General features: G+C 71.9%; 25 protein-coding genes. 11 read left to right on the top strand and 14 right to left on the bottom strand.

What is annotated here, in order from left to right; translation table 11 throughout:
- Positions 1-12: 12 nt before the first annotated feature.
- From lpdA to CV755_RS15325, 3 genes are all read right to left on the bottom strand, one after another.
- Positions 13-1,401 carry a dihydrolipoyl dehydrogenase gene (lpdA, locus tag CV755_RS15335; protein ID WP_109280803.1) on the bottom strand — a complete coding sequence of 463 codons (1,389 nt, stop codon included), beginning with the start codon at positions 1,399-1,401 and terminating at the stop codon, positions 13-15.
- Between the two features lie 281 nt (positions 1,402-1,682).
- Positions 1,683-3,221 (bottom strand): leucyl aminopeptidase, encoded by a 1,539-nt coding sequence (locus CV755_RS15330; RefSeq protein WP_109280802.1) that lies wholly within the window; start codon positions 3,219-3,221, stop codon positions 1,683-1,685.
- 161 nt (positions 3,222-3,382) lie between these two features.
- On the bottom strand, positions 3,383-4,180 hold the full coding sequence (locus tag CV755_RS15325; RefSeq protein WP_241561221.1) for an adenosylcobinamide-GDP ribazoletransferase: 798 nt from the start codon (positions 4,178-4,180) through the stop codon (positions 3,383-3,385).
- Positions 4,181-4,255: 75 nt separating this feature from the next.
- Between CV755_RS15325 and CV755_RS15320 the strand changes: the two genes are divergently transcribed.
- Positions 4,256-4,993, top strand: a complete 738-nt coding sequence (locus CV755_RS15320; protein ID WP_241561220.1) for a hypothetical protein — start codon at positions 4,256-4,258, stop codon at positions 4,991-4,993.
- Here CV755_RS15320 and CV755_RS35410 read toward each other — a convergent pair.
- From CV755_RS35410 to CV755_RS15300, 4 genes are all read right to left on the bottom strand, one after another.
- On the bottom strand, positions 4,960-5,679 hold the full coding sequence (locus CV755_RS35410) for a hypothetical protein (protein WP_161968701.1): 720 nt from the start codon (positions 5,677-5,679) through the stop codon (positions 4,960-4,962). The two genes, CV755_RS15320 and CV755_RS35410, sit on opposite strands and share 34 nt — an antisense overlap.
- Entirely contained in the window at positions 5,676-7,430 is a 1,755-nt protein-coding gene (locus CV755_RS15310) for a phosphatidylglycerol lysyltransferase domain-containing protein (RefSeq protein ID WP_109280799.1), read from the bottom strand. Before CV755_RS15310 ends, CV755_RS35410 begins: the two co-directional genes overlap by 4 nt.
- A gap of 97 nt (positions 7,431-7,527) precedes the next feature.
- The gene (gene cobT / locus CV755_RS15305) at positions 7,528-8,574 is read right to left on the bottom strand and encodes a nicotinate-nucleotide--dimethylbenzimidazole phosphoribosyltransferase (RefSeq protein WP_109280798.1); all 1,047 of its coding nucleotides are present in this window, start codon (positions 8,572-8,574) and stop codon (positions 7,528-7,530) included.
- Between the two features lie 159 nt (positions 8,575-8,733).
- On the bottom strand, positions 8,734-9,933 hold the full coding sequence (locus CV755_RS15300) for a bifunctional adenosylcobinamide kinase/adenosylcobinamide-phosphate guanylyltransferase (RefSeq protein ID WP_161968700.1): 1,200 nt from the start codon (positions 9,931-9,933) through the stop codon (positions 8,734-8,736).
- Positions 9,934-10,047: 114 nt separating this feature from the next.
- Here CV755_RS15300 and CV755_RS15295 point away from each other — a divergent pair, with 114 nt between their 5' ends.
- Positions 10,048-10,260 (top strand): hypothetical protein, encoded by a 213-nt coding sequence (locus CV755_RS15295; protein WP_109280797.1) that lies wholly within the window; start codon positions 10,048-10,050, stop codon positions 10,258-10,260.
- A 43-nt stretch (positions 10,261-10,303) separates the two neighbouring features.
- Here CV755_RS15295 and CV755_RS15290 read toward each other — a convergent pair whose 3' ends face one another.
- The 3 genes from CV755_RS15290 to CV755_RS15280 all read right to left on the bottom strand — a co-directional run bounded on the left by CV755_RS15290 (position 10,304) and on the right by CV755_RS15280 (position 13,050).
- Entirely contained in the window at positions 10,304-11,359 is a 1,056-nt protein-coding gene (locus tag CV755_RS15290; protein ID WP_109280796.1) for a S1C family serine protease, read from the bottom strand.
- Between the two features lie 288 nt (positions 11,360-11,647).
- Positions 11,648-12,373, bottom strand: a complete 726-nt coding sequence (locus CV755_RS15285; protein ID WP_109280795.1) for a class I SAM-dependent methyltransferase — start codon at positions 12,371-12,373, stop codon at positions 11,648-11,650.
- A 71-nt stretch (positions 12,374-12,444) separates the two neighbouring features.
- Entirely contained in the window at positions 12,445-13,050 is a 606-nt protein-coding gene (locus tag CV755_RS15280) for a DUF3043 domain-containing protein (RefSeq protein WP_109281884.1), read from the bottom strand.
- Between the two features lie 255 nt (positions 13,051-13,305).
- Between CV755_RS15280 and CV755_RS15275 the strand changes: the two genes are divergently transcribed.
- The 4 genes from CV755_RS15275 (at position 13,306) to CV755_RS15260 (ending at position 16,438) form a co-directional block, all read left to right on the top strand.
- Entirely contained in the window at positions 13,306-14,100 is a 795-nt protein-coding gene (locus tag CV755_RS15275) for a PspA/IM30 family protein (protein ID WP_109280794.1), read from the top strand.
- Between the two features lie 43 nt (positions 14,101-14,143).
- The gene (gene pspAA, locus CV755_RS15270) at positions 14,144-14,422 is read left to right on the top strand and encodes a PspA-associated protein PspAA (protein WP_109280793.1); all 279 of its coding nucleotides are present in this window, start codon (positions 14,144-14,146) and stop codon (positions 14,420-14,422) included.
- Between the two features lie 101 nt (positions 14,423-14,523).
- Complete coding sequence (locus CV755_RS15265) at positions 14,524-15,708, top strand: sensor histidine kinase (RefSeq protein ID WP_338323662.1); 1,185 nt, start codon at positions 14,524-14,526, stop codon at positions 15,706-15,708.
- 43 nt (positions 15,709-15,751) lie between these two features.
- Positions 15,752-16,438: a response regulator gene (locus CV755_RS15260; protein ID WP_109280791.1), complete on the top strand. Its 687-nt coding sequence runs from the start codon at positions 15,752-15,754 to the stop codon at positions 16,436-16,438.
- On the opposite strand, the gene nadA is transcribed toward CV755_RS15260, so the two are convergent.
- A complete protein-coding gene (nadA, locus tag CV755_RS15255) occupies positions 16,435-17,619 on the bottom strand; it encodes a quinolinate synthase NadA (RefSeq protein ID WP_241561219.1) in 1,185 nt (394 codons plus the stop codon). The two genes, CV755_RS15260 and nadA, sit on opposite strands and share 4 nt — an antisense overlap.
- Before the next feature lie 276 nt (positions 17,620-17,895).
- Between nadA and erpA the strand changes: the two genes are divergently transcribed.
- Positions 17,896-18,252, top strand: coding sequence for an iron-sulfur cluster insertion protein ErpA (gene erpA, locus CV755_RS15250; RefSeq protein WP_109280789.1), 357 nt, complete (start codon positions 17,896-17,898; stop codon positions 18,250-18,252).
- Positions 18,253-18,318: 66 nt separating this feature from the next.
- On the opposite strand, the gene CV755_RS15245 is transcribed toward erpA, so the two are convergent.
- Together CV755_RS15245 and CV755_RS15240 are read right to left on the bottom strand one after the other, a co-directional pair.
- Entirely contained in the window at positions 18,319-19,779 is a 1,461-nt protein-coding gene (locus tag CV755_RS15245; protein ID WP_109280788.1) for a hypothetical protein, read from the bottom strand.
- An 86-nt stretch (positions 19,780-19,865) separates the two neighbouring features.
- Positions 19,866-20,090, bottom strand: coding sequence for a hypothetical protein (locus CV755_RS15240; protein ID WP_109281883.1), 225 nt, complete (start codon positions 20,088-20,090; stop codon positions 19,866-19,868).
- A gap of 177 nt (positions 20,091-20,267) precedes the next feature.
- Here CV755_RS15240 and CV755_RS15235 point away from each other — a divergent pair, with 177 nt between their 5' ends.
- Positions 20,268-21,242 (top strand): carbohydrate kinase family protein, encoded by a 975-nt coding sequence (locus CV755_RS15235; RefSeq protein ID WP_109280787.1) that lies wholly within the window; start codon positions 20,268-20,270, stop codon positions 21,240-21,242.
- 125 nt (positions 21,243-21,367) lie between these two features.
- Here the strand turns inward: CV755_RS15235 and CV755_RS15230 are convergent, their stop codons facing one another.
- On the bottom strand, positions 21,368-22,753 hold the full coding sequence (locus CV755_RS15230) for a cysteine desulfurase/sulfurtransferase TusA family protein (RefSeq protein ID WP_109280786.1): 1,386 nt from the start codon (positions 22,751-22,753) through the stop codon (positions 21,368-21,370).
- A 252-nt stretch (positions 22,754-23,005) separates the two neighbouring features.
- Here CV755_RS15230 and ctaC point away from each other — a divergent pair, with 252 nt between their 5' ends.
- The 3 genes from ctaC to CV755_RS15215 are packed head-to-tail and all read left to right on the top strand — an operon-like array spanning position 23,006 to position 26,084.
- Positions 23,006-23,971: an aa3-type cytochrome oxidase subunit II gene (gene ctaC / locus CV755_RS15225; RefSeq protein ID WP_109280785.1), complete on the top strand. Its 966-nt coding sequence runs from the start codon at positions 23,006-23,008 to the stop codon at positions 23,969-23,971.
- Positions 23,968-25,689, top strand: coding sequence for an aa3-type cytochrome oxidase subunit I (ctaD, locus tag CV755_RS15220; RefSeq protein ID WP_109280784.1), 1,722 nt, complete (start codon positions 23,968-23,970; stop codon positions 25,687-25,689). The genes ctaC and ctaD overlap by 4 nt, the downstream gene beginning before the upstream one ends.
- On the top strand, positions 25,686-26,084 hold the full coding sequence (locus CV755_RS15215; RefSeq protein ID WP_109280783.1) for a cytochrome c oxidase subunit 4: 399 nt from the start codon (positions 25,686-25,688) through the stop codon (positions 26,082-26,084). Before ctaD ends, CV755_RS15215 begins: the two co-directional genes overlap by 4 nt.
- Positions 26,085-26,128 lie beyond the last annotated feature (44 nt).

The raw sequence follows: 26,128 nt of genomic DNA, 5'->3' as shown, positions 1-26,128 counted from the left end.
TGCGCTCGGGACTCAGTCGTGCGAGTGCAGCGGCTTGCCGGCCAGGGCCAGGTGGGCCTCGCCCAGAGCCTCGTTCTGCGTCGGGTGCGCGTGGATGAGCTGCGCGACCTCGGCGGGCAGTGCCTCCCAGTTGTAGATCAGCTGGGCTTCGCCGACCTGCTCGCCCATGCGGTCGCCGACCATGTGGACGCCGACCACGGCACCGTCCCGCACCTGGACGAGCTTGATCTCGCCCGCGGTCTTCAGGATCTTGCTCTTGCCGTTGCCCGCGAGGTTGTACTTCAGCGCGACGATCTTGTCGGCGCCGTACAGCTCCTTGGCCTTGGCCTCGGTGAGGCCGACCGAGGCGACCTCGGGGTGGCAGTACGTGACGCGCGGCACACCGTCGTAGTCGACCGGCACGGGCTTGAGCCCGGCCAGCCGCTCCGCCACCAGGATGCCCTCCGCGAAGCCGACGTGCGCGAGCTGGAGGGTCGGGACGAGGTCGCCGACGGCCGAGATGGTCGGCACATTGGTCTGCATGTACTCGTCCACCAGGACATAGCCGCGGTCCATGGCGACCCCGGCCTCCTCGTAGCCCAGGCCCTGGGAGACCGGGCCGCGGCCGACGGCCACCAGCAGCAGCTCGGCCTCGAAGGTCTTGCCGTTCTCCAGCGAGACCTTGACGCCCGTCTCGGTGTACTCCACACCGGAGAAGCGGGAGCCGAGCGAGAAGTTGATGCCGCGCTTGCGGAAGGCGCGCTCCAGCAGCTTGGAGCTGTTCTCGTCCTCGACCGGGACCAGGTGGGGGAGCGCCTCGACGATGGTGACGTCGGTGCCGAAGGACTTCCACGCGGAGGCGAACTCCACGCCGATGACGCCGCCGCCCAGGACGATCGCGGACTTGGGCACCCGGTCCAGGACCAGCGCGTGGTCCGAGGAGATGATCCGGTTGCCGTCGATGGTCAGACCCGGCAGCGACTTGGGCACCGAGCCCGTCGCCAGCAGGACGTGGCGGCCGGTGTAGCGCTGGCCGTTGACGTCCACCGAGGTGGGGGAGGACAGGCGGCCCTCGCCGGTCACATAGGTGACCTTGCGGGAGGCGACCAGGCCCTGGAGGCCCTTGTAGAGGCCGGAGATCACGTCGTCCTTGTACTTGTGGACGCCCGCGATGTCGATGCCCTCGAAAGAGGTCTTGACACCGAACTGCTCGGCCTCACGGGCCGAGTCGGCGATCTCGCCGGCGTGCAGCAGCGCCTTGGTGGGGATGCAGCCGCGGTGCAGGCAGGTGCCGCCCAGCTTGTCCTTCTCGATCAGGGCGACGTCAAGACCCAGCTGCGCGCCACGCAGGGCAGCGGCGTAACCGCCGCTACCGCCTCCGAGGATCACTAGGTCGAAAACGGTGCTGGCGTCGTTCGCCACGTCACGTCCTCCATGCATGGATACGCCGTTGCCGGTCACCGGTGACCGGGCGGCGGCTGTCGTTCGGCCGCTGTTGCTTCGGCCCTGTGCTTAACGGGGGCCCTGTCCTGCCGAGACAACATCTTCGCACTTGTTGACGGACGGCGGGACGCCGGGCCGGGCTGAGGGACGACTGATGCGTCACCTTCAGGGGGTTACTCGTGCGTACGTATGTGGGTTTTCGTCCACAGCGAACACGGCGCGGCCCCGGAGCATTCCGGGGCCGCGCCGTACACGCGGACTCAGCCCAGCTCGCCGTCGGCGGTGCGCTCCGCCAGCCGGACGAGGGTACGGACACCGGAGCCGGTGCCGCCCTTCGGGGTGTAGCCGTAGGGGGCGCCCTCATGGAAGGCGGGGCCGGCGATGTCCAGGTGCGCCCAGGGGATGTCCTCGCCCACGAACTCCTTGAGGAACAGGCCGGCCACCAGGCCGCCGCCCATCCGCTCGCCCATATTGGCGATGTCCGCCACCGGGGAGTCCATGCCCTTGCGCAGGTCGGCGGGGAGCGGCATGGGCCAGGACTGCTCGCCCACCTCCTCGGCGATCTCGTGCAGGGTGGTGCGGAAGGCGTCGTCGTTGGCCATCACCGCGAAGGTGCGGTTGCCCAGCGCCATCACCATGGCGCCGGTGAGGGTGGCCACGTCCACGATGGCGTCGGGGTTCTCCTCCGAGGCGCGGGTGAGCGCGTCGGCCAGCACCAGGCGGCCCTCGGCGTCGGTGTTGAGTACCTCCACCGTCTTGCCGCTGTACATCCTCAGCACATCGCCCGGACGGGTGGCGGTGCCGGAAGGCATGTTCTCCGCCAGGGCCAGCCAGCCGGTGACATTGACCTTCAGGCCCAGCCGGGCGGCGGCCACCACGGCGGCGAACACCGCGGCGGCGCCGCTCATGTCGCACTTCATGGTCTCGTTGTGGCCGGCCGGCTTGAGCGAGATGCCGCCGGAGTCATAGGTGATGCCCTTGCCCACCAGGGCCAGGGTCTTCTCCGCCTTGGGGTGGGTGTAGCCGATGCGCACCAGACGGGGGCCGTTGGCGGAGCCCTGGCCGACGCCCATCAGGCCGCCGTAACCGCCCTTGAGCAGCGCCTTGTCGTCCAGCACCTCCACCTTCAGGCCGTGCTCCTTGCCCGCCTGCTGGGCCAGCGCGGCGAAGGAGGCCGGGTAGAGGTCGTTGGAGGGGGTGTTGATCAGGTCGCGGGCCCGGTTGGTCTCCTCGGCCACGGCCACGGCGCGCTCGGCGGCGGCCTTGAACGCCTTGTCGCGCGGCTTGGCGCCCAGGATCGTGGCCTCGCCCAGCGGCTCGCCCTTGCCGTTCTTGCCGGACTTCCCGTCCTTGCCGTTCTTCTCGCCCCGGTAGGCGGTGAAGGTGTACGCGCCGAGCAGGGCGCCCTCACCGATGGCGGCGGCGGCCTCGGCGTCGGCCACGGGCAGCGCGAAGGCGGCCTTCTTGGTGCCGGTCAGCGCCCGGGCGGCGACACCGGCGGCGCGGCGCAGCGCCTCCTCGGTGTACTCCTCGTCCTCGGCGGGCAGCTCGCCCAGGCCCACGGCCAGCACGACCGGGGCCTTGACGCCGGAGGGGGCGGGCAGCTTGGTGACCTCACCCTCGTCGCCACCGGCGCCGAGGGTGTCGAGGACGGCGGCCAGCTTTCCGTCGAACGCCTGGTCCACGGCTTCCGCGCCGGGGGCGACGACCGGGCCCTTGGGTCCCTTGGCCACACCGATGACGACGGCATCGGCGCGCAGCGTCGCCGCGCTGGAGGTGCTGAGAGTGAGAGCAGTCACGGTGGTGGGTGTCCCTACTTCCGTTGTTGTGGCGTTTGGCAAGCCTGGGGTGGCGCGAACGGGGCCGGTCCGGCCGCACCGAGCGCATCGTATGCGCCGGGATTCCACCGGCGTCCTACCGGGCCGCCGGGTAACCCGAGAGCCTATCCCCGGGCGGGCGTTCAGCCCAGGGTCAGACCGATGAGCGTGATCGTCAACGTGGTTTCCGCCAGCGCCCCGAACACATCGCCGGTGACGCCGCCGAACCGGCGCCGGCAGTGCCGCAGCATCAACTCCCCGCCGCCCAGGGCCAGTAGCGCCGCCAGGGCGAAGTGAATCGCCGGGTACGGGCCGAGCAGCGCGCCCGCACCGGCGGCCAGCGCACAGCAGGCCGCCGCCACCGCCAGGGCGCCGGGCACCGGCACCACTCCGGCCACCGCCGCGCCCAGCCCCTCGGGGCGGGCGGCCGGCACCCCGGCCCGGGCGGCCAGGGTCAGCGCACCGCGTGCGGTGAGCCCGGCGGTCACCGCGGCCAGCGCTCCCCGGGCGCCGCCGGCGGTGAACAGGGCGGTGAGCGCGGCGACTTGGCCCAGCAGGACCAGCAGCAGGGTGACCACCCCGAAGGGGCCGATGTCCGAGCGCTTCATGATCGTCAGGGCCTGGCCGGCGGGCTTGCCGCTGCCCAGCCCGTCGGCCACATCGGCCAGCCCGTCCAGGTGCAGCCCCCGGGTGAGCACCGCGGGCACCGCCACGGTGGCCACCGCGGCCAGCAGCGGTCCGCCGCCCAGCAGCAGGAACAGCCCGCCGGCCGCCGCCGCGCAGCCGCCCACCAGCAGTCCGGCGAGCGGGGCGGCGAGCATCCCGCCGCGGGCGGTGGGCCGGTCCCAGCGGGTCAGCGGCACCGGCAGCACGGTGAGGGTGCCGAAGGCGAACCGCAGGGCGTGCGCGGGGGTTGTCCGGGCGGGGGAGGTGTCGGTCACCGCGGGAGGGTATCCCGCCCGGTGAGGACATCCCCTGGCGGATAAGGTGCAAGGCGAACGGGGGCTAGGAGTTCCATGGGTCACTGGCTGGACCGCAACATCGTCGAGCCGGGCAAGCTGCCGCTGCTGCTGGCACTGGCCGCCTTTGTGCTGACCTTCCTGGTCACCCGGGTGATCACCCGGCTGATCCGGGCGGGCCGGGGCCCGTTCGGCAATATCCGGCCCGGCGGGCTGCATGTGCACCATGTGGTGCCCGGCATTGTGCTGATGGTGGTCGGCGGCTTCGGCGCGGTGGCGGTGCGCGGGCACGGGCCGGGGGCGGTGGTCTCCGCGGTGCTCTTCGGCTGCGGCGCCGGGCTGGTGCTGGACGAGTTCGCCCTGGTGCTGCACCTGGACGATGTCTACTGGACCGAGCAGGGCCGCAAGAGCGTGGAGATCGTGGTGCTCACGGCCGCGCTGGTGGGGCTGGTGCTGGCGGGCTTCGCCCCCTTCGGGGTGAACGAGCTGACCCCGGACGAGCTGCAGAGCCGCAGCATCGTGGTCACCAACACCCTGATCAACTTTCTGGTGGCGCTGTTCGCGCTGGCCAAGGGCAAGCCCCGGATCGCCCTGATCGGGGCGGTGGTGCCGCTGGTGGCCCTGGTGGGGGCGGTACGGCTGGCCCGGCCCGGCTCGCCCTGGGCCCGGCGCTTCTACCGGCACCGTCCGCGCGCCCGGCGCAAGGCCCGGGTGCGCGCCTACCGGCACGACGCCCGCTGGGCGGCGGTACGCAACCGGCTTCACGACCTGGTGGCCGGCGCCCCCGACCGCTGATCGCGGCCCCGGTAGCGGTCCTGGCGGGGCTTGCGGCGCCGGCGCAGCTCGTCCGCCGCGCACAGCGCCAGCACCGCCAGCAGGGCGGCGATGTGCTCCTTGCCGGCCAGATTGGGCTTGGCCACCGCCTCCGCCACCATGGCCAGCAGCACCACGGCGCAGGTGCCCCAGGCGCGGTAGCGCCAGGAGACGTACACCGCCAGGCCCACCACGGCCGCCGAGGGGCCGGTGTCGATGACCCGGGCCGCGTCCGGGGGCAGGCCCAGCACCCCGCCCGGGCCCAGCCAGACGCCCAGCCGGGCGTACATGGTCCCGGCCACGGTGGCCAGATAGGCCACTGTCAGGGTCCGCCACCGGCCCAGGCAGATCTCCGAGATCCCGAAGACGATCAGCAGCTGGGCCAGCGCGCCCCAGACCGGCAGGTCCAGGGCGGGTACGAACAGCGACAGCGGGGTCCGCAGCAGCGCCAGCCACCAGGGCAGCTGCGCCTGGACCGAGCCCAGCCGCTGGACCGGGTGAAAGCCCCAGGGCTGGTTCTGGACGATCTGGAAGAGCGCGGTGAGGGCGACCGCGGTGAGCGTCATCGGGATGGCGCGCCAGCGCTCGGTGACGAGCGCGTGCCCCACGGTGCCGAAGAGCGGTCCCCATTCGGTGCGCGCGGCGCGTCGCAGCGCCGCGCGGTTCATCGCCGGCTCTCCAGGTGTTTGCGGTTGAGCCACTTGGGCAGGCCGGGGGCTTCCAGGAAGCCCTCCGCGCGGGCGCTGGCGATGCCGATCCGCAGCAGGTCACTGCTCTTCTCGAACAGCATGAAACGAGGCTCCCAGATGGGGCGGTACTTCGCATTTGCCCGGTAGAGGGACTCGATCTGCCACCAGCGGGAGAAGAAGGACAGCAGCGAACGCCAGGCGCGCAGCACCGGCCCCGCGCCCAGCTTGGAGCCGCGCTCGAACACCGAGCGGAACATGGCGAAGTTCAGCGAGACCTGGGTGATGCCCAACTCCCTGGAACGCTGCAGGAGTTCGATGACCATGAATTCCATCAGGCCGTTCTCGGACTCCCGGTCACGCCGCATCAGATCCAGCGACAGGCCCTTGGGCCCCCAGGGGACAAAGCTCAGCATCGCCCGCAACTCACCCTTGGCGTCATGGCATTCGAGCATCACACAGCGCCCGTCCTCCGGGTCGCCGAGGCGGCCCAGCGCCATGGAGAAGCCGCGCTCGGTGGCCCCGTCGCGCCAGTCGTCGGCACGCCGCAGCAGCTCGGCCATCTCCTGCTCGGGGATCTCGTCATGGCGCCGGATGCGCACGGTGTACCCGGCGCGCTTCACCCGGTTGAACGCCTGGCGTACGGTGCGCATCGCGCGCCCCTCCAGGGTGAATTCGGCGGTGTCCACGATGGCCTCGTCACCCAGCTCCAGGGCGTCCATGCCATGCCGGGCGTAGACGGTGCCCGCCTCCTCACTGGCCCCCATCACCGCCGGGATCCAGCCGTGCGCCCGCGCCTCGGCCAGCCAGGGTTCGATGGCACCGGGCCAGGCCTCCGGGTCGCCCAGCGGATCGCCGGAGGCCAGCGAGACCCCGCCCACCACCCGGTAGGTCACCGCCGCCTTGCCGGAGGGGGACCACACCACGCTCTTCTCCCGGCGCAGCGCGAAGTAGCCCAGCGAGTCCCGGTCGCCGTACTTCTCCAGCAGGGCGCGCAGCCGGGACTCGTCCTGCGGGGTGAGCGGGTCGGTGGCCCGGCGGGAGCGGAAGGCCGCGTACACCACCAGCACCAGCAGGGCGGTGCTCATCACATTGATCACCACATCCACCCAGCCCGGGGCGTCGATGCCGGTGTAGTGGCTCTCGTCCACCACCAGCCAGACGCACCGCATGGCGCCATAGCGCCAGCGGTCCAGGAAGGTCGAGCGGTAGTCGTCCGCCGCCTGGTTGGTGACGGTCACCAGCAGCGCGGCGATCAGCGAGCAGACCAGCAGGCCGCCGGCCGCGACCGCCGCGGCCAGCTTGGGATTGGAGCGGTCGCCCTTGGCGTAGAACTCCTTGCGGCCCACCAGCAGGGCCACCACGAACAGGGCAGTGACCAGGGCGGAGGCCCAGTTCTGCAGATGGCCGCGCATCTGCGGGTCGGCCAGATAGAAGACCATCACCAGCAGCACCAGGCCGGCCAGCACCAGATTGAGGATCCACGCCGCCCGCTTGCGCCGGCCCAGGGTCACCGCCATGAACCAGGAGGTGACCGCCGAGGTGAAGCCGGCGTCCAGCAGATAGGGGGTGAAGTACTCGTCGATGCTGTGCCGGCGGATGCCCGCGCCGAGGGACACCCAGACCGCGCTGAGCAGGTTGAGAAAGGTGACGGCACGCAGGTACCACACCGCGAAGCCGGCCGAGCGGCCGGACCGGGTGCCGCCGCTGCGCGCCTCGTCATCCGGAGTCAAGCGGACCTCTCCCCTGAAGAGTGAAACGTATGGGCGTGGTTGACGGCGGCGGCCGTGGCCCGGGGCGGTGGCCGGGGCCGGATGCCGGCCCCCGGCCCTAGGACCGTTCGGGAAGCTCCGCCGCCAGGGCCGCGGCCGCCTGCACCAGAGGCAGGGCCAGCAGGGCGCCGGTGGCCTCCCCCACTGTGACGCCCTGATCCAGCAGCGGGTTGAGCGCCAGCCGGTCCAGCGCCTTGGCCTGGGCCGGCTCACCGCCGGACTGGCCCACCAGCCACCAGTCCGGCGCCCGGAACGCGATCCGCTGCGCCACCAGGGCACAGGCCGCCGAGACCACGCCGTCCAGGATCACCGGGGTGCGGCGCACCGCGCTCTGCAGCAGAAAGCCGGTGATCGCGGTGAGGTCGGCGCCGCCGGTGGCGGCCAGCAGCTGCAGCTGGTCGCCGAGGACCGGGCGGGCCCGGCGCAGCGCGTCCCGGATGGCCGCGCACTTGCGCATCCAGGCCAGGTCGTCGATGCCGGCGCCGCCGCGCCCGGTGACCACCGAGGCGTCGGTGCCGCACAGCGCGCCGATCAGGGTGCCCGCGGCGGTGGTCCCGCCGACGCTGAGGTCGCCCAGCACCACCAGGTCGGTGCCGGAGTCGGCTTCCTCGTCGGCGATGGCCATCCCGGCCCGGAACGCCTGCTCCGCCTCCTCGGCGGTCAACGCGTCCTCTATGTCGATCCGGCCGCTGCCGCGCCGCACCCGGTGCCGGGTGACCTCCTTGGGCAGCAGCTCCGGGTCGCAGTCCAGGGACATGTCCACCACCCGCAGCCCGGCCCCGAAGCGGCGGGCCAGGACGGCGGCGGTGCTGCCGCCGTCCAGAGTGGCCCGTACCAGGTCGTACGCCCCGGCCTCGGGGCCGCCGGAGACGCCCAGCGAGGCCACGCCGTGGTCGCCCGCGAACAGGATCGCCCTGGGCCGCTCCACGGGCTTGACCGGGACCTGCCCCTGTGCGGCGGCGAGCCACTCGCCCAGTTCGTCCAGCCGTCCCAGGGCGCCCGGGCGCGGCACCAGCCGCTCCCGGTGCTCCTCGGCCTCACGCCGTACGCCCGGGTCGGGGCGCTCGATCAGCGTGGCGAAGTCATCCAGATTCAGACCGCTCATCCGCCACACACTACCGCTGTGGGGGGTGGGCTAACCCTGGGTCAGGGCGGGTTCGTTGCCGGGTGCGGGCCGGTTGTGGCCGGTCGCGCCCACGCGGCGGAGCGGCATATTGAATACCGCCCTGCGCCCCTGGGGGCGCCCCTGGTGGGGCGTTCGTGTTCAGTTGCGCAGGGGGAGGGCCTGGCCCGCGACGACCAGGAGAACGTGCTCGCACTCGGCGGCGAAGGCCGCGTTGAGGCGGCCCAGTTCGTCGCGGAAGCGACGCCCGGAAGAGGTGGCCGGGACCACCCCGGAACCCACCTCGTTGCTGACCGCGACCACCGTGCGCCCGGTGGCCCGTACCGCCGCCGTCAGTTCCCGCACCCGCTCCGCCACCGCCTTGCGGCCGCCGCCCTCCCAGGAGGCGTCGTCCCAGGCCCCGGCCTCGTCCATGACATGGGTCAGCCACAGCGCCAGGCAGTCGATCAGCAGCGGCGGGCCCTCGGCCGCCAGCAGCGGCACCAGGTCGCAGGTCTCGGTGGTGCGCCAGGAGGCCGGCCGGCGTTCCCGGTGCAGCGCCACCCGGGCCGCCCAGTCCGGGTCGTCGTCCCGGGTGCCGCCGGTGGCCACATAGAGCACCCGCGGGAAGGACTCCAGGCGCCGCTCGGCCTCCACCGACTTGCCCGAACGGGCGCCGCCCAGCACCAGGGTGCGGCGCGGCAGGTCGGGCACCGCGTGGTAGTCGCCCACGGTCAGCGTGGTGCCGTCCGGCACTGCGCGGGCGCCCGCCGCCGCCAGCCGGCGGTGCAGCTCCCGCCCCGGCGGGACGTCATGGTCCAGGTGCACCGCGATCACATCGGTGGTGGCCCCCACCGCGCCCGCCTCCCGCAGCCGGGCCAGCGCGTCCGGCCGCCCGGCCACATCCAGCAGGACTATGTCGTACGGGACGGGCACCGCCATCAGCCCGGCCGGCGCCCCGCCCGGCGGCAGGTACAGCAGCCGGCCGCCCTCCGGGCCCTGCACCTCATAGCCGGTGCCCGGCGCGTCCAGGGCCATCGCCCGTACCCGGTGCCCGCTGATCACCGACAGCTCGCGCCCGTCCGGCACCCGCCCCGGCGCGGGCAGCCCGGCCGGGGGTTCCAGGGGCGGGCCGTCATTGGGGTGCGAGAGCAGCACCTGGCGCACCCCGGCCAGCGAGCGTCCCGCGCGGGCGGCGGCGAAGGCCGGCCCCGGGGTCAGATCCAGCAGCAGCGCGCCGTCCACCAGCAGCGCGGTCGCCGCCCGGGCATCCTCGCCGACGGCCAGTGCGCAGGCCGCACACGGGCAGCCGGGGCGCGGCAGCCCCTGAGGGGCCCCGGTGCCGAGCAGTGTCAGTTCCACGCCCCGATCGTCTCGCGTCCCGCTGCGGGCAGCGCGCCGGGATCACCCTGCCATGCGGGTGACGGCCCGTTAGGCTGCGCGACATCAGCACAGGACAGCACTCGGGAGGCGGACATGGCGTGGGTGTGGCGGTTCGAGAAGGCCGACGGCACGGAGGTCCCGCCGCCGGTGGAGCCGGAGGAGTTCACCACCCAGGGGGACGCGGAGTCCTGGATCGGTGAGGAGTGGCGGGCACTGCTGGAGGGCGGGGTGGACCAGGTCAGGCTGTTCGAGGACGGTACGGAGATCTACCCGGCGCCGATGAGCCTGCACGCCGAGGAGGGGTAGCCGGCAGTGGGGTAGCCGGTGGTTCCGGGCCCGGCCGCGGGCGTCACATCTCGCCCAGGGTGACGTTCGCGGTCCGCTCCGCGCCGTCCCGTTCATAGGTCACCTCGGCCTTGTCGCCCGGCTTCAGCGCGGCCAGCGCCTCGGACAGGGACTGCATGGTGGTGATGGGGGTCTTGCCGACCCGGGTGATGATGTCGCCCGGCCGCAGCCCGGCGCGGTCCGCAGGGCCGTCCCGGCTGACCGAGACCACCGCCACGCCGTTGGGGCTGAAGTCGGAGCCGACCACGGTGCGGGCGGTGATGCCGAGCGCGGCCCGTCCGGAGTCGGTGACCCGGCCGCTCCTGATGATCTGGTCGGCGATCCGGCTCACCGTGGCGGCCGGGATGGCGAAGCCGATGCCGGGCGCGGCGCCCTCGCCCAGCTCGGGGTCGGTGGCCGCGAGGGTGGGGATGCCGATGACCTGCCCGGCGAGGTTGACCAGCGCCCCGCCGCTGTTGCCGGGGTTGATGGCGGCCGAGGTCTGCACCATGTTGGCGATGGTCGCCCCGGTGCCGCCCCCGCCGCGTCCCTCGCTGACGGTGCGGCCGACCGCCGAGACAATGCCCTGGGTGACACTGCTGGACAGCCCCAGCGGATTGCCCATGGCCAGCACGATCTGGCCGACCTCCACCTTGGCCGAGTCGCCCAGGGTGGCCGGGTGCAGGCCCTTGGGTACGGAGTCCAGCCGCACCACGGCCAGGTCCTGGTCGGGGTAGCTGGAGATCAGCCGGGCGCCCACGGTGGTGCCGCCGGTGGCCATGGTGACCTTGAAGGTGGTGGAGTCGCCGACGACATGGGCGTTGGTGACGATGTCGCCCTTGTCGTCATAGACCACGCCGGAGCCCAGGCCGCGCTCGGTGGTGATCTGCACCACGGAGGGGAGCACTTCTTTGACCACCTTCTCGTAGGCGGCCTGCAGGTCGCCGGCGGGGCCGCCCACAGAAGGGGCGGGGGCGGGGGTGGTTTTGGCGGGCGCCGCGGAGTCGGAGGACGGGCTGGTGCAGCCGGCGAGGAGGGTGGCGGTGGCCAGCAGTGGCAGGAGTCGGCGGAAGACGTCCATGCGACTGAGTATCCGGGGCGGGGGGTGGCTTGTCGCCGGGCCGGGGCCGTACGGGTGCGGATGGGGGCGAGGGGAACTGCGCGATCAGCAACGGACGGTCGGCACTCGGCGACGAAACGGGACGCTCCCCGTCGTTCGACCGCGGGCCGCGGTCGGCTGGTCGCGCCCACGCGGCGGAGCGGCATATTGAATACCGCCCCGCGCCCCTGGGGTTGATTGGGGTTCGCCGCCGGGTGCGGGCCGGTTGTGGTTGTTCGCGCAGTTCCCCGCGTCCCTGCGGGGCGCGGCTCAGCCGCCTCGCACCCCGCACAGGTGGAGCAGCGCCGCCACCGACCGGTAGGGATCCGTGCGTCCCGCCCGTTCCTCGGCCGCCAGCAGGCGGTGCAGTTCGTCGGCGTGCGGCGGCGGGCGCTCGTCCCCGGCGACGTCGGTGAACACCCGTACCCCGTACCAGGCGTACAGCGGGGCGCCGATCCCCGCCAGGGTGGCGGTCAGGGTCTCGCGCCGGTCGGCCCGTACCGCGAGGCCGAGCCGGTTGGTGTAGGCGGGGGAGTCGAAGGCCGCCAGCGCGGTGTCCCAGTCGCCCAGCAGTCCCGGCCGCAGCGCCAGCGCGTCGGCGTTGCGCACCAGCAGGGAGAGCAGGCCGCCGGGGGCCAGCACCCGGGCCAGCCCGGCGAGCATGGCGTCCGGCTCCGGCAGGTACATCAGCACCCCGTGGCAGAGCACCACATCGAAGGTGCCCGGCAGGAAGTGCGCGCCGGTGTCCCGGCCGTCCCCCTGGAGCAGCCGCACCCGCTCCTGGATGCCGGCCGGTTCGGCGGCCAGCGTCTCGCGCAGTACGGCCAGCATCCGCGGATCCGGTTCCAGGCCGGTGACCTGGTGCCCGGCGCGGGCCAGGCGCAGGGCCTGGGTGCCCTGGCCGGGGCCGACGTCCAGCACCCGCAGCCGGCGGCCCACCGGGAAGCGGGCCGCTATCTGCTCGTCCAGCTGACGTGCCACCAGTTCCTGGCGCACGGTGTTCCGTAACCCGCCGAGCCCCCGCAGCCAGCCCTCGGCGCCGCCGCCGAAGCCCGGCGGGAAGCCGCTCAGTGCTTCTCCCCGCGGGCGACCTTGGGCTTGGGCAGCCGCAGCCGGCGCATCTGCAGGGTGCGCATCAGCGCATAGGGCACGGCGCCGCGCAGATTCTCGCCGGGGAACTTCTTCTTCAGTGCGCTCTTGAGGGTGACGGCGGTAATCACCGAGTTGATGACGATCAGGACGATCACCACCAGCCAGGCCAGCAGCACATAGGCCTGGAACGAACCGCGGTTGATCATGCTCAGCACCAGGATGAGCACGGCCAGCGGCAGGAAGAACTCCGCCACCGAGTAGCGGGCGTCCACGAAGTCGCGGCAGTAGCGGCGGATGGGGCCCTTGTCACGGGCGGGCAGGAACCGCTCGTCCCCGTTGGCCAGGGCCTCGCGCTGCCTGGCCAGGTCCGCCCGCCGCGCGTCGCGCGCCCGGCGGGTGGCGTCCTTGCGGTTGGCGGGCGTACTCGCCGTGCTGCGGCGCTGCGCGTTGGCCTCGCTGCGCTTGGGGGTGGGACGGCCCTTGGGGGCCTGCGGGTCACGGGGCTGCTGGGGCTGGTCCGCGGTCACCTTGTCATCGGTGGTCTTGGCGGACCGCTCTTCCTTGGAACGGCTTCGGAACACGGGACCCAAGGGTACGGGGTGGGCGCCGCCTGGAACGATTCCGTTCGGATAACCGTCTGGAGAAGAGCGGGGCCGTCTCCCCTGCGGACCCGGGGTGCGCCTACTCCTCGGGCCGGAGAAGGACGATTCCCGATCGTTCTGGAGGAGGAGCGCATCGGCGCCCGAACAGTGCGGTAATGGGGACAGGGCCCGTACTGTGGGTTCTGTTAGATGGTGCTGGAGCCGAAGTCCGTCAGAAGGGGGCGCGCGAAGCCCATGAGCGGTGTGATGAAGCGTATGGGGATGATCTTCCGCGCGAAGGCCAACAAGGCCCTGGACCGGGCCGAGGATCCGCGCGAGACCCTCGACTACTCGTACCAGAAGCAGGTGGAGCTGCTGCAGAAGGTGCGCCGTGGCGTCGCCGATGTGGCCACCTCCCGTAAGCGGCTGGAGCTCCAGCTGACCCAGCTCCAGGGCCAGTCGGCCAAGCTGGAGGAGCAGGGCCGCAAGGCGCTGGCCCTGGGCCGGGAGGACCTGGCCCGGGAGGCGCTCACCCGCCGTGCCGCGCTCCAGCAGCAGGTCAGCGATCTGCAGACGCAGCACCAGACGCTCCAGGGCGAGGAGGAGAAGCTCACCCTGGCCTCCCAGCGGCTGCAGGCCAAGGTGGACGCCTTCCGCACCAAGAAGGAGACCATCAAGGCCACCTACACCGCGGCCCAGGCGCAGACCCGCATCGGCGAGGCCTTCTCCGGTATCTCGGAGGAGATGGGTGACGTCGGCATGGCCATCCAGCGCGCCGAGGACAAGACGGCGCAGCTGCAGGCGCGTGCCGGTGCCATCGATGAACTGCTGGCCTCCGGTGCCCTGGACGACCCCTCGGGCCTGGCCAAGGACGACATCACCGCCGAGCTGGAGCGCCTCTCCGGCGGCAATGATGTGGAGCTGGAGCTGCAGCGGATGAAGGCGGAGCTGGCGGGCGGCGGCGCCGCCAAGCCGGCCATCGAGGGCGGCCAGACCGGCCAGAACCACGCCGCCCAGCCGCAGGACCGCCCGCACTTCGACAAGCAGTGACCCTCCGGCAGACAGGCCGACCGACAGGAGACAGGAGACCGTCATGATCGTGCGGATCATGGGGGAGGGCCAGTGGAAGCTGGACGACAGCCACTTCGCCGAGCTCAACAAGCTCGACGATGAGCTCCTGGAGGAGATGGAGGGCGGTGACGAGGAAGGCTTCCGCCGCGTCCTGGGCGCCCTGCTGGACGCGGTGCGCCGGCTGGGCAGCCCGCTGCCGGACGATGCCCTGGAGCCCTCGGAGCTGATCCTTCCGTCGCCGGACGCCTCCCTGGAGGAGGTCCGCGAGATGCTCAGCGAGGACGGCCTGATCCCGGGCTGACCGCCCGGTTCCCGCACCCCGCGCCCTCGTTCCGCCGGAACGGGGGCGCCGCCGTATGCCGCTGGGTGCCGCCGTATGCCGCCGTATGTCCCGGAGGGAACGTGGTGAACTGGCTGCGCCGCCATCCGCCGGCCGCCGACGCCCTGCTGGCCCTGGCGGTCCTGGTGGCCGTGCTGGTGAGTTCGGTGCTGGGCCGGAATGTCTCCGGCGATCCGCTGCCGCCCTGTTTTGTCGCGCTGTCCGTGGCGGCCTCGGCCTGTCTGCTGGCGCACCGCCGGGCGCCCCGGCTGGTGCTCGCCCTGACCTGTGGGTGCACCGCGCTGGCGGCGGTGCTCACCAGGGACGGCCGGCCGCACACCCAGATCGCGGTCACCGTGGCGATGGCCCTGTTCATCGTCATCTTCCGCACCGAGCGGCCCGCCGCCTGGTGGATCACGGCCGCGACGGTGGGCACGCTGCCCCCGGCGGTGATGCTGCTGGGGCCGCCGCCCTGGTACTCCCAGGAGAACATCGGCCTGGTCGCCTGGATCTGTATGGCCGCGGCGATCGGGGACGCCGGGCGCAGCCGCCGCGCCTTTGTGGCGGCCATCCAGGAACGGGCGGTACGGGCCGAGGCCGGCCGGGAGGAGGAGGCCCGCCGCCGGGTGGCCGAGGAGCGGCTGCGTATCGCCCGGGAGCTGCACGATGTGGTGGCCCATCTGATCGCGCTGGTCAATGTGCAGGCCGGGGTGGCCTCCCATGTCATGGACAGCCGCCCGGACCAGGCCAAGGAGGCGCTGGCCCAGGTGCGCCAGGCCAGCCGCTCGGCGCTGGAGGAACTGCGCACCACCGTGGGGCTGTTGCGGCAGTACGGCGATCCCGAGGCGCCCACCGAACCGGCCCCCGGGCTGGGCACCCTGGGGCAGCTGGTGGACGGGCTCACCCGGGCCGGGCTGGAGGTCGAGGTGCGTACCGAGGGGGCCGGCGACGGGCTGCCCGCGGCGATGGACCTGACCGCCTACCGGGTGATCCAGGAGGCGCTGACCAATGTGCACAAGCATGCGGGCCCCGGTGCCCGGGCCCAAGTGACCATCCGGCGCGGGCCGTTGGAGCTGGTGCTGACCGTGCTGGACGACGGCGGGCGGGCCGGGGCGGCGCCGGCGCCGCCGGCCGGCGGGCATGGGCTGACCGGGATGCGGGAGCGGGTCACCGCGCTGGGCGGCGGCATCGAGACCGGCCCGCGCCGGGACGTCCCCGGCTTCCGGGTGGAAGTACGGCTTCCGCTTCCGGCCGCAATCCGCCCCTGACCCTGGGAAGTTGACCGCCCGGCGGTCTGCTTAGGCTGACCCCATGACCGACCCGTCCTCCGCCATCCGCGTCCTGCTCGCCGACGACCAGGCGCTGCTGCGCAGCGCGTTCCGGGTCCTGGTGGACTCCGAGCCGGATATGCGGGTGGTGGGGGAGGCCGCGGACGGCGCGGAGGCGGTGCGGCTGGCCCGCAGCGAGCGGCCGGATGTGGTGCTGATGGACATCCGGATGCCGGGTACGGACGGGCTGACCGCCACCCGGGAGATCTGCTCCGATCCCCAACTGGCTTCCGTACATGTGGTCATGCTGACCACTTTTGAGATCGACGACTATGTGGTGCGCTCGCTGCGCGCGGGCGCCTGCGGCTTCCTGGGCAAGGGCGCCGAACCGGATGAGCTGCTGGCCGCGATCCGGATCGCGGCGGGCGGCGAGGCGCTGCTGTCGCCCGCCGCCACCAAGGGGCTGATCGCCAGCTTCCTGGCCCAGGGCGACCGAGAGACGGAGGGGGAGCCGGGCGCCCGGCTGGCGGTGCTCACCGGCCGGGAGCGCGAGGTGCTGGCGCAGGTGGCGGCCGGGCTGTCCAACGACGAGATAGGCATCCGGCTCTCGGTGAGCCCGCTGACCGTCAAGACCCATGTCAACCGCGCCATGGCCAAGCTCGGCGCCCGCGACCGGGCCCAACTCGTGGTCATCGCCTATGAGTCGGGCCTGGTACGGCCGCGCGGCTAGCCCTGCGGCAGCGCCAGCATCCGCTCCAGCGCCAGCTTGGAGAAGGCGGCCACCTCGGGGTCCACCTCGATGCGGTTGACCACCTTGCCGTCCGCCAGCGACTCCAGCGCCCAGACCAGGTGCGGCAGATCGATCCGGTTCATGGTGGAGCAGAAGCAGACCGTCTTGTCCAGGAAGACGATCTCCTTGCCCTGGTCCGCGAACCGGTTGGCCAGCCGGCGCACCAGGTTGAGCTCGGTGCCGATGGCCCACTTGGAGCCCGCCGGGGCGGCTTCCAGGGTCTTGATGATGTACTCGGTGGAGCCCACATAGTCCGCGGCCGCCACCACCTCGTGCTTGCACTCCGGGTGCACCAGGACGTTGACGCCCGGGATGCGCTCGCGTACGTCGTTGACCGAGTCGAGCGAGAACCGTCCGTGCACCGAGCAGTGGCCGCGCCACAGGATCATCCTGGCGCCGCGCAGCTCCTCGGCGGTCAGCCCGCCGTTGGGCTTGTGCGGGTTGTAGACGACGCAGTCCTCCAGGGACATGCCCAGGTCGCGGACGGCGGTGTTGCGGCCCAGGTGCTGGTCGGGCAGGAAGAGCACCTTCTCGCCCTGCTCGAAGGCCCAGTTGAGGGCCCGCTGGGCGTTGGAGGAGGTGCAGATGGTGCCGCCGTGCTTGCCGGTGAAGGCCTTGATGTCGGCGGAGGAGTTCATATACGAGACGGGCACCGTGGTCTCGGCGATGCCCGCCTCGGTGAGCACGTCCCAGCACTCGGCGACCTGCTCCGCGGTGGCCATGTCGGCCATCGAGCAGCCGGCGGCCAGGTCCGGGAGGACCACCTGCTGGCGGTCGTTGGTCAGGATGTCGGCGGACTCGGCCATGAAGTGCACACCGCAGAAGACGATGTACTCGGCCTCCGGCCGGGCGGCCGCGTCCCGGGCCAGCTTGAAGGAGTCGCCGGTGACATCGGCGAACTCGATGACCTCGTCGCGCTGGTAGTGGTGGCCCAGGATGAAGACCTTGTCCCCGAGCTTCGCCTTGGCCGCGCGGGCCCGCTCCACCAGGTCCGGGTCGGAGGGCGCCGGCAGATCGCCGGGGCACTCGACGCCTCGCTCGCTCCGGGGGTCGGACTCCCGGCCCAGCAGCAGGAGGGCGAGGGGGGTGGGCTGGACATCCAAGGGCTGGGCGGTGGTCACGACACGCACCCTTTCTGTTCTGCGGGACGGCCGGGACGGCCTTGTCGTCAATTTGACGCTATTTATCATAACCGCTTCGTGTCAGTTTGACGATGGCCATTGCGTCGATGTGACGCATTCCTGGCCCACGCGATGCGGCGCCATCGTGTGCGAGCATGGACGATGACGAAGACGACTGCGGAGAACGGTCCGAGCCCGGAATGAATCCGCGGCACCGCCGGTTGCAGCCAAGGGCAAGCAGTCCAAGCAGTCCGCAACAACCCGGGAGTGAAGCAGATGTCCGTTCAGGACGAGAAGACCACTGTGAGCGACGGCATCCTCCTGTCCGACGCCGCGGCCGCCAAGGTCAAGAGCCTGCTGGAGCAGGAAGGCCGGGATGACCTCGCCCTGCGCGTCGCCGTTCAGCCCGGTGGCTGCTCCGGCCTGCGCTACCAGCTCTTCTTCGACGAGCGCTCGCTCGACGGCGATGTCGTCAAGGAGTTCGACGGCGTCAAGGTGGTCACCGACCGGATGAGCGCCCCGTACCTGGGCGGCGCCTCCATCGACTTTGTGGACACCATCGAGAAGCAGGGGTTCACCATCGACAACCCCAACGCCACCGGCTCCTGCGCCTGCGGCGACTCCTTCAGCTGAGCCGTACCACACCCCTGAGGGCGGCCCCCGGACCCCGGGCGGCCGCCCTCGGGTGTATCCCGGGCCTCAGGCCCGCTGCGGCACCGGCTCCCCGGTCACCGCGTCCACCACCCGGCGGCCGTCCAGCGGCCGGTCCAGCTTCACCACCTGCTCAAACCGCTTGGCAATCATGATGCAGGGCCGCTCCGGCCGCTGCCGCACCCCCGTCACCCGCACCAGCGCCGCGGCCGAGGACTCCTGGGCGGAGGCCGAGTAGTCGGCACACACCCCGCCCCAGAAGCGCAGGGTCAGCCGCCTGCCGTCCACCCCATAGGACTCCACCCGCATCGGGGTCACCTTCGGCGGCGACGACGAGGGCCCGCCGGAAGCCGGGGCGGACGGCACCCGTATAGAGCGGGGATCAACGGCCGGCTGCACCACGGTCACCGTGCCCTGGCTGTCCGCCGCGCCCGGCACCCGCACCTCGAACAGCCAGGACGGCACCAGGGCCGGGCGCCCGGCGACATCAAGGGCGGCCAGCGCATACCTGGCGCCCGTCACCGGCACCGGATCCCTTGGCGCCCCGCAGGTGGGACGGCCGTCCCCGGGGTCCTGCCCCAGCGGCACCGGAGTGGCACAGCCGCCGATGCCGCCCTGGCCGGTACCGGCCCCCCGGTTGAGCTCCGCCAGCGCCCGGTCCGCCGGAACCAGCGGATACACCGCGTCCTTACGGGGCATCACCAGCTGCCCGCTGCCACCGGACGGCCGCCCGTCCGGGCCGATCTCCAGGGTGGTCCGCCAGCCATGGGTGGGCACCGAGTCCAGCACCGGATCGGCGTCCGCCAGCCGCACCGTGCCAAAGGTGCGATGGGCGTCCAGTGCGGCACCCTCCTGGCCCAGCGCCCTGAGCACCGGCAGCGCCGCGCTCCTCGCCTTCTCCTCCGGCACCGGATGCGCCGCCGCCGGCTCCCCGGGACCGCCCGGGGGATCGTGCGGAACCGGGCAGGCGTCCCCGGCGCGCCGCTCGGGCCCCGCGCCCGGCGGACGCTCACAGGGCTTGCCGCCGGGCAGGCCCTGACGGGCGTACGACCAGTGGCCCCGGCCGTCCACCCGCAGCACCGGCCCCGAGGCACCGTCCACCGTCCAGACGCCCGCCGCCTGCCGGGGCGTACCGTCCACGCCCAGCGCCCGGGCCAGGGCCGCCACCGCCTCCCGGGATACCTCGGCGGACCGGTACACCGGGGCGCTGCGCGGGCCGTCCGGCAGCCTGCCCTCGGCCCGGTAGCGCACCCCGTTGGGGTCGGGCTCGCCCACCGCGATGCCCTGCGGCGGCCCGCCGCCCGGCCGGTAACCGTCCAGCGCCAGCGGCGGGGGCGCCGCCGCTTCGCCGCCGGTGGCCCGGCCGCCGTCACCACCGCCACCGCCCGCCGTGGCGGCCCAGTACGCGCCGCCGCCCCCGGCCAGCAGCACCGCCGCCGCGACCGAGGCGACCAGCCAGGGTGAATGCCCGCGCCGCCGTTCCTCCGGGGTGGTGTCCTCGGTGCTCACCGCATCGCTCCTTCCCTCCGCCCGTGCCTGGAACGGCAGTTGGACGGAGGACGGGAGCGGCCGGTTCCACCCCGTTGGACCGGGCCTCAGTCCCCGTACTCCGACATCCCGTCCAGCAGCCGGGCCGAACGCGGGGGCACCACCACGCCCCGGATCAGCGACAGCGAGGTGCCCTCCGGCAAGGGGCCGCGCGGGGCGGACGGGCCGTGGCCGGCCCAGTGCGGTGCCATCCGGGCACAGTCCCTGCGCAGGTCCGCCAGCGACTCGGGCTCGGACAGGACCGGAGTGATGTGCTTCACAGGCTTCGGCATGCCCGCACCGTACTCACCGTCCGCGGCCCGGAGAAAGGCCGCCCGCCGGGCAGATCCGGCCACTCTTGGGCGGCCGGCGCCGGATCCTCCATCGATGCTCCAGCGGGGAGGCTGTAGCGTGGTCTGGCTTTTGTCCCGTACTCCACCACCGACTCGCCCCGCAGGGAGCAGACCCTCGTGCGTATCGCCGTCACCGGCTCCATCGCCACCGACCACCTGATGACCTTCCCCGGCCGTTTCGCCGATCAGCTCGTGGCGGACCAGCTGCACACGGTTTCCCTCTCCTTCCTCGTAGACGAGCTGGAGGTCCGTCGCGGCGGCGTCGGCCCCAACATCTGCTTCGGCATGGGCGTGCTCGGCCTGCGCCCGGTGCTGGTCGGCGCGGCCGGCCAGGACTTCGCCGACTACCGGGCCTGGCTGGACCGCCATGGCGTGGACACCGCCTCGGTGCATATCTCCGAGGTGCTGCACACCGCGCGCTTCGTCTGCACCACGGACGCCGACCACAACCAGATCGCCTCCTTCTACACCGGCGCCATGAGCGAGGCCCGCCAGATCGAGCTGCAGCCGGTGGCCGACCGGGTCGGCGGCCTGGACCTGGTGCTCATCGGGGCCGACGACCCCGAGGCGATGCTGCGCCACACCGAGGAGTGCCGCACCCGGGGCATCCCCTTCGCCGCGGACCCCTCCCAGCAGCTGGCCCGGATGGACGGTGACGACATCCGGCAGCTGATCGACGGCGCCACCTATCTGTTCACCAATGAGTACGAGCGGGCGCTGACCGAGACCAAGACCGGCTGGACCGGCGAGGAGATCCTCGCCAAGGTGGGCACCCGGATCACCACGCTGGGCTCGCGCGGGGTGCGCATCGAGCGGGTGGGGGAGCCGGACATAGAGGTCGGCTGCGCCCAGGAGGAGGCCAAGGTCGATCCGACCGGCGTCGGCGACGCCTTCCGCGCGGGCTTCCTGGCCGGGCTGACCTGGCAGCTGTCCCTGGAGCGGGCCGCCCAGGTGGGCTGCATGCTGGCGACCCTGGTCATCGAGACGCTGGGCACCCAGGAGTACGAGCTGCGGCGCGGCCACTTCATGGAGCGCTTCGCCAAGGCGTACGGGGCGGACGCGGCGGCCGAGGTCCAGGCGCACCTGGCCTGACCGCCCGGTGGGCGGGCACGCCCCTGCGGGGCGCCGTCCGCCCACCCGCCCGATTGCCCTGCAGCCCGGTGACGTTGGCGGTAACGGGCGGGCGGGTGGGTGAAACCCGCCGCGGAGCGGCGGACTCAGACCCGGCGCCGCACCCGGTACGCGACCCCGCCCTCCACCGCCTCCTCGCCCACATACTCGTGGCCGCACATCTCGCACCACGCCGGGATATCCAGCCGCGCCGCGGAGTCATCGGACAGCACCCGGACGACACCCCCAACCTCCACGGAACCGATCACCTTCGCCAGCTCGATCACCGGAATCGGACACCGCTTCCCGAGCGTGTCGAGCACCAGCTCAGCCGGATCGCCACTGGCAGAAGTGGGAACCCCCGTCCGCACCCCCAGCTGCTCCCGCACCCCCGCCACCGCCCCCGGCAGTACATCGAGGAACCGTTCCACATCCTCCGCGGCCGTCCCCCAGGGCAGCGAAACCCGCACATTCCCCTCCGACAACACCCCCATCGCCCGCAGCACATGGCTGGGTGTCAAGGTGCTGGAGGTGCAGGACGACCCGGACGAAACCGAAAAGCCCGCTTGGTCCAGGGCATGCAGCAGCGCCTCCCCGTCCACATACAGACAGGAGAACGTCACCAGGTGAGGCAGCCGCCGCACCGGATCGCCCACCACCTCCGCATCCGGCACCAGCTCCGGCACCCGTACCCGCACCCGCTCCACCAACTCCCGCAGCCGGGCGCCCTCCTGGGCCGCCTCCTGCCGCACCGCCCGCAGCGAGGCCGCCGCCGCCACCACGGCGGGCAGATTGGGGAAGCCCGGCGCCCGCCCCGACTCCCGTTCGTCGGACGGACCGGCAACCGCGTACCGCACCCCCTTGCGCACCGCCAGCAGCCCCACCCCCGAGGGCCCGCCCCATTTGTGCGCGCTGGCCGCCAGCAGTGACCAGTCACCGGCCACCGGCCCCCAGCCCAGCGACTGGGCCGCGTCCACCAGCAGCGGCACCCCCACCGCCCGGCAGGCCTCGGCCACTTCGGCCACCGGCTGCTCGGTGCCCACCTCATGATTGGCGGACTGCAGCACCGCCAGCGCGGTGTCCGGCCGCAGCGCCTGGGCGTAGGCGCCCACCCCCACCCGCCCGGTGCGCTCCACCGCCACCCTGGTCACCGTGCCCCCCGCGGCCTCCAGCACCTCGGCGGAGTGCAGTACGGCGGAGTGCTCCACCGCCGAGACCACCAGATGGCGGCCCACCCGGCGGCGCCCGGCCAGCGCCCCGGCAATCCCCTCGTGCAGGGCGCGCGTCCCCGAAGGAGTGAATACGAGTTCGTCCGGGCGACAGCCCACCGCCTCCGCGGCGGCCTCCCGCGCGGCGTCCAGCAGCAGCCGGGCCCGGCGCCCCTCGCGGTAGAGGCGGGCCGGGTCGGCCCAGCCCTCGTCCAGGGCGGCCAGCAGCGCCTGCCGGGCCACGGGGTGCAGGGGAGCGGCGGAAGCGGCATCGAAGTAAGGCACGTGGGAACGCTAACTCCCCATGTCACGGCTGTCTCCCCAAGGGCTGACGGACCGCCGGACAGCCCCCGGAGCGGGAGATTCCACCGGTTCGGGCATCGGTCCGGCGCGTTGGGCACCCTCCCCGCGCGGCCCCAAATAGCGTCCAGTAGGGTTTGGTCCGCATAAACATCCAAACCCTGCCCGCAGCGGGCCGGCGACCGAAACAGACGGCCGCAGCCGGCCGCGCGGGCGAGACTCTCGGGAAGGCGCTACGTGAGTCCCAACGGCTCCGACCGCTCGTCGCGGCGCCCGGTGCGGCGGAAGCTGCTGCAGGCGCTGGCCGCGGGCGCTGTCCTGGCGACCGCCACCGGTTGCACATCGAAGGACTTCCCCCGCCTCGGAATGCCCACTCCCGTCACGGAAGAGGCGCCGCGGATCCTCTCCCTGTGGCAGGGCTCCTGGGCCGCCGCCCTCGCGGTCGGCGTCCTGGTGTGGGGTCTGATCCTGTGGAGCGTCATCTTCCACCGGCGCAGCCGGAGCAAGGTCGAGGTTCCCGTCCAGACCCGGTACAACATGCCTCTTGAGGCGCTGTACACCGTGGTTCCGATCCTCATCGTCTCGGTGCTCTTCTACTTCACCGCTCGCGATGAGAACAAGCTCCTCACCAACCCGGACAAGCCCAAGCACGTCATCAACGTGGTGGGCTACCAGTGGAGCTGGGGCTTCAACTACCTGGAGAACGTCCAGGGCCAGCCCGCCGGCCAGCCGCTTCGCAAGATCAAGGAGCTGGACGCGGTCCCGGACCGGTTCCTGAACAAGGCCCCGGCCAACGCCAACGGCGTCTACGACTACGGCATTCCGGGCACCCGGAACCCGCAGAACAACATGCCGGGCCCGACCCTGTGGCTGCCCAAGGGCGAGTCGGTCGAGTTCGTGCTCACCTCGCGGGACGTCATCCACTCCTTCTGGGTGCTCCCGTTCCTGATGAAGCAGGACGTCATCCCGGGTCACACCAATAGCTTCACGGTGACCCCGACCAGGGAGGGCACCTTCCGGGGCAAGTGCGCCGAGCTCTGCGGACAGGACCACTCGCGGATGCTCTTCAACGTCAAGGTCGTCTCGCCTCAGCGCTACCAGCAGCACCTGAAGGACCTGGCCGCGAAGGGCCAGACCGGATACATCCCGGCCGGCATCGCGCAGACGGATCACGCGAAGAACGCGGAGACCAAGAACAAGTGAGCATCCTCAACGAACCCCAGGGTGCCGCCGGATCAGCCACGGCAGCACCGCCTGTACGCACCAAGCAGCCAGGCAACCAGGTGGTCAAGTGGCTGACCACCACGGACCACAAGACCATCGGTACGATGTACCTGGTCACGTCGTTCGCGTTCTTCTGCATCGGCGGCGTGATGGCGCTGCTGATGCGCGCCGAACTCGCCCGTCCCGGCACGCAGATCATGTCGAACGAGCAGTTCAACCAGGCGTTTACGATGCACGGCACGATCATGCTGCTGATGTTCGCGACGCCGCTGTTCGCCGGTTTCGCGAACTGGATCATGCCGCTGCAGATCGGCGCCCCCGATGTGGCGTTCCCGCGGCTGAACATGTTCGCCTACTGGCTCTACCTGTTCGGCTCGCTGATCGCGGTGGGCGGCTTCCTCACCCCGCAGGGTGCGGCCGACTTCGGTTGGTTCGCCTACTCGCCGCTGTCCGACGCGGTCCACTCGCCGGGCGTCGGTGCCGACATGTGGATCATGGGTCTGGCCTTCTCCGGCTTCGGCACCATCCTCGGCTCGGTCAACTTCATCACCACGATCATTTGCATGCGCGCACCGGGCATGACCATGTTCCGCATGCCGATCTTCGTCTGGAACGTGCTGCTGACCGGTGTGCTGGTCCTGCTGGCCTTCCCGGTGCTGGCCGCCGCGCTGTTCGCCCTGGAGGCGGACCGCAAGTTCGGGGCCCATATCTTCGACCCGGCCAATGGCGGTTCACTGCTGTGGCAGCACCTCTTCTGGTTCTTCGGCCACCCAGAGGTGTACATCATCGCGCTGCCGTTCTTCGGCATCATCTCCGAGGTCATTCCGGTCTTCTCCCGTAAGCCGATGTTCGGTTACTGGGGTCTGATCGCGGCGACGATTTCCATCGCCGGTCTCTCGGTGACCGTGTGGGCGCACCACATGTATGTCACCGGCGGTGTACTGCTGCCGTTCTTCTCCTTTATGACGTTCCTTATCGCGGTCCCGACCGGTGTGAAGTTCTTCAACTGGATCGGCACCATGTGGAAGGGCTCGCTGTCCTTCGAGACTCCGATGCTCTGGGCCGTCGGCTTCCTGATCACCTTCACCTTCGGTGGTCTGACCGGTGTCATCCTGGCCTCGCCGCCGATGGACTTCCACGTCTCCGACTCGTACTTCGTGGTCGCGCACTTCCACTACGTCATCTTCGGCACCGTGGTGTTCGCGATGTTCTCCGGATTCCACTTCTGGTGGCCGAAGTTCACCGGCAAGATGCTGGACGAGCGCCTGGGCAAGATCACCTTCTGGACGCTGTTCGTGGGCTTCCACGGCACCTTCCTGGTGCAGCACTGGCTGGGTGCCGAGGGCATGCCCCGCCGTTACGCGGACTACCTGGCCGCCGACGGCTTCACCACGCTGAACACCATCTCCACCATCAGCTCCTTCCTGCTGGGCCTGTCGATCCTGCCGTTCTTCTACAACGTCTGGAAGACCGCCAAGTACGGCAAGAAGGTCGAGGTGGACGACCCGTGGGGCTACGGCCGTTCGCTGGAGTGGGCGACCTCCTGCCCGCCGCCGCGGCACAACTTCCTCACCCTGCCGCGGATCCGTTCCGAATCCCCGGCGTTCGACCTGCACCACCCCGAGATCGCGGCGCTCGAACTCGAGGAAAACCTCGCTGACAAGGCCCTCGTGGGTGGCAAGGAGGCCGGCAAGTGAAGATCCAAGGCCGGATGTTCCTCTGGCTCTCCGTCTTCATCCTCGCCATGGCGATCGTCTATGGCGTGTGGTCCAAGGAGCCCGCGGGTGCCACCGCGCTCTTCCTGGCCTTCGGCCTGTGCGTCATGGTCGGCTACTACCTGGCGTTCACCGCGCGCCGGGTGGACGCCGGGGCCCAGGACGACAAGAACGCGGACGTCGCCGACGACGCCGGTGAGCTGGGCTTCTTCGCCCCGCACAGCTGGCAGCCGCTGTTCCTGGCCATCGGTGGTGCCTTCGCCTTCCTGGCCCTCGCGCTGGGCTGGTGGCTGCTGTACTTCTCGGCTCCGCTGATCGCCGTCGGCCTGTTCGGCTGGGTCTTCGAGTTCTACCGCGGCGAGAACCAGAACCAGTAGGTTCCGCGACGCTCCACCGGGCCCCGCACATCCGTCAGGGTGTG

This window comes from Streptomyces orinoci (genome assembly GCF_003121295.1).
Classification (GTDB): domain Bacteria; phylum Actinomycetota; class Actinomycetes; order Streptomycetales; family Streptomycetaceae; genus Streptomyces; species Streptomyces orinoci.
The sequence above is the reverse complement of the archived record's forward strand: the minus strand, read 5'-3'. Positions and strand labels throughout refer to the sequence as shown.

What these genes read in the sequence shown, in the direction of transcription:
- CV755_RS15260 (WP_109280791.1), top strand. Translation starts at nt 15,752, where the DNA reads ATGACCGACCCGTCCTCCGCCATCCGCGTCCTGCTCGCCGACGACCAG.
- CV755_RS15290 (WP_109280796.1), bottom strand. Translation starts at nt 11,359, where the DNA reads ATGGACGTCTTCCGCCGACTCCTGCCACTGCTGGCCACCGCCACCCTC.
- CV755_RS15295 (WP_109280797.1), top strand. Translation starts at nt 10,048, where the DNA reads ATGGCGTGGGTGTGGCGGTTCGAGAAGGCCGACGGCACGGAGGTCCCG.
- CV755_RS35410 (WP_161968701.1), bottom strand. Translation starts at nt 5,679, where the DNA reads ATGAACCGCGCGGCGCTGCGACGCGCCGCGCGCACCGAATGGGGACCG.
- cobT (WP_109280798.1), bottom strand. Translation starts at nt 8,574, where the DNA reads ATGAGCGGTCTGAATCTGGATGACTTCGCCACGCTGATCGAGCGCCCC.
- pspAA (WP_109280793.1), top strand. Translation starts at nt 14,144, where the DNA reads ATGATCGTGCGGATCATGGGGGAGGGCCAGTGGAAGCTGGACGACAGC.
- CV755_RS15240 (WP_109281883.1), bottom strand. Translation starts at nt 20,090, where the DNA reads ATGCCGAAGCCTGTGAAGCACATCACTCCGGTCCTGTCCGAGCCCGAG.
- CV755_RS15275 (WP_109280794.1), top strand. Translation starts at nt 13,306, where the DNA reads ATGAGCGGTGTGATGAAGCGTATGGGGATGATCTTCCGCGCGAAGGCC.
- CV755_RS15320 (WP_241561220.1), top strand. Translation starts at nt 4,256, where the DNA reads ATGGGTCACTGGCTGGACCGCAACATCGTCGAGCCGGGCAAGCTGCCG.
- erpA (WP_109280789.1), top strand. Translation starts at nt 17,896, where the DNA reads ATGTCCGTTCAGGACGAGAAGACCACTGTGAGCGACGGCATCCTCCTG.